The 2,953-nt window shown below is 52.6% G+C and carries 1 protein-coding gene; it reads left to right on the top strand.

Going from position 1 to position 2,953, the window contains the following annotated elements:
• The coding region (locus tag ACETWG_04845; GenBank protein MFB0515915.1) for a DUF2341 domain-containing protein at positions 1 to 2,953 on the top strand (2,953 nt) is incomplete at both ends.

The following is a 2,953-nucleotide window of genomic DNA, read 5'->3' as shown; positions in this document are numbered from 1 at the left end:
CTGAAGATCTGCTTATCGGCCGCCTCCTGCTACAGCTTGGGCGACCCGACGGTGCAGATTACCGGTGACACGGGGACCGTCACGTTCGACGAAGGCTGGGCTATCAATCCCAATTTTGGCACCGATTGGTACCTGCGCGGAGACGCCGCCAACCTGGTCACCGGCGACACGTTGACAATCTCGCTGGCGCCCTCCGACGTCACGCTGGTCAGCGGTAGCGTCATCGGCACAGCGCCGTCGGACGTCACGCACACGACCGATCCGACGGTAGTCACTATCCAGGGGTCCTATGATGATGCGCATGAAAATGACAATGAGAGTGACTTTAAACCCCTCGACGCGGATGTCAATATTACAGCGCATATCAGTGGGTTAAGCAGCAAATATAACGGCGGTTTCCGATTTGCGGGTATCGACATACCCCAGGGTTCGACCATCAATAGTGCCACTTTTTCAGGATATATATTCGATCATATCCAGGGTGGCAACTTGTCTGCGACCATATACGGTCACGCTGCAGATGATTCACCTGATTTTACGGAACCCAATAACCATATCGTAGACACAGGTGTCAGGCCGCGAACCACTGCAAGTGTTGCCTGGGGGGAGGAATTTCTTTCCACCGGCTGGAAAAATAAAGATGTCACCAGCATCGTTCAGGAAATTATCAACCGGCCGGGATGGAGCAACAATAATGCCATTACCTTGCTATTCATTTCGGATAATTACCCAGCTACGCCTAAGCAATGCCTTTTCCGGGCCTATGATGGCGTACCTGCTGAGGCAGCCAAATTAACCATCGATTACACCCCCGCACCGCCAACGGTCGCCATCTACTATTCTGTGGGCACAGAAACCGGCGCCCTGTACACGGGCAATGCTTCGGCCTCCAGCGGGACGCTGACACTGGAGGGAGGCCCGGCAGCAAATAAGATCGGTGTTGGTGATGAGATAAGGGAGGGGTTGAATCGCTACTACATCACCGGGCGCAATTCTTCCACCGAGTTTACCATCCAGAATTCGGCAGCGAACGGCGGCACGCCGGGTGATACCGATATTACCTTCGGCTCAACGGCGATTGAAATCTACAGGGCGTTCAATCTGTTATCCACTGCCGAATCTGATTCTCGGAATCCCAGTCTTAACTACTTAAAAACCGGAGATCTTGTCCAGGGCAGCTACCAGCTCAACTGGGCCTGCTATGCCGATGGAGTGATGGATGACCATCTCGCTCTTTCGCAAGCCGGATGGACAACAGGGCCCTATACCTACATAAGAATCTACACTCCAACCTCGACCAGTCAGGTGGGCACCAGCCAGAGACACAATGGGACCTGGGGAACAGGCTTCAGGATGACTCGCACCAATGCGACCCCCAGTGGTAACAACATCAGCGTGAGTGAAGACTACGTGCGCATTGAAGGCATCGCGATGCAGCCATACACCGGCGCAAATACATCGGGTGTATATATTGGTTCTAGCTTTCCGGACCAAAACAACGATGTCCGGGTCAGCCATTGCCTAATTAATGGGTTTTCAGGGGCATCATGGAATTCTCGAGGTGTATATGTTCTCGATACTAATAATAATGTGAACGTGACCATCTGGAACACCATCGCCTACAATCACAGTACTGCTGGCATTGGTGGTTCAGCATTCCAATTCCAAAATCTCAATACGGCCTCCTGTTATAACTGTACGGCGTACAATAGCAGGTACGGATTCCAGCAAAGCGCCGGCACGGTTGTGCTCAAGAACTGTATATCTCTGGGGAATCAAGATAATGACTATGTTGGTACCTTCGATGCCTCCTCCGACTACAACATGTCCTCTAACGCATCGGCGCCAGGAGACCACTCCCCTCCCCTTCATAATCGGAGTGCCTCCGATAATTTCGTGTCGATCAGCGCAGGTAGTGAAGACCTCCATCTCAAGTACGGCGCGGATGCCATTGGAAAGGGAATAGATCTATCGAGCTCGTTTACAACTGACATCGATGGCGAGGTTCGCTCAAATCCATGGGATATCGGGGCGGATGAGTATTTCGAAGATACCTTTGTATACCGGAAGCAGATCACCATCGATCACACCAAGGTGGGTTCGAGCTGTTCGAGCGACCTCACCGATTTCCCCATGCTCGTCAGCATACAGAACGACCCTGATTTAAAGAGCACGGCAAACGGCGGAAGAGTGGAGAATACCAATGGCTACGACATCATCTTCAGGGCCTGGAATGGCACTACCCAACTCTCCCATGAGGTCGAAAAGTACGACGGTGCTGCGGGGACGCTCGTGGCCTGGGTGAAGATCCCCACCCTGAAGTCGAATGAGGATACGGTCATCTATATGGACTATGGTAACAGCGCCATCACCTCCTCCCAGGAGAATGCAGCCGGGGTGTGGGATTCTAATTATAAGGGTGTTTGGCATCTGAAAGAAAACCCAACTGGCACCGCTCCTCAGATGAAGGATTCCACATCGAATACCAACGATATGGAGTCCCAAGGAAGCATGACCTCCGAGGATTTGGTAGACGGCAAGATAGGAAAGGCGTTGGACTTTGACGGGACCGATGATTGGTTGAGAGATGCTAGTCCAAATGGTATTGGCACACCGGGTAACTATACTGTTTCTGCGTGGTTCAAGTACTCGTCCGGCAGTGGTTATATGACCATCTACACCACCAATCTATATGACCCCCAGTGGTGTCTCAACAACGATATACCGGCCGTATACGATGGTGGGGCCCTTCCCTCAGATGGCACGGCCACCTACGAGGACGGTGAGTGGCACAAGATAGACTTCGTAAGAGACGGAAGCACGTTAACCTTCTATGTGGACGGTGCCGTGCATGGGACGAACACCCACTCGGCCACTTTCCCTACGGTAACGATGCTGAGGATTGCTTGGTCTGGCGAACCTGGCGAGTTTTGGCCAGGTCCCTTGGACGAGG

The sequence above is a fragment of the Candidatus Neomarinimicrobiota bacterium genome, from assembly GCA_041862535.1.
Taxonomy (GTDB): Bacteria; Fidelibacterota; Marinisomatia; order SCGC-AAA003-L08; family TS1B11.
This window is presented reverse-complemented; position numbering and strand designations above follow the sequence as displayed.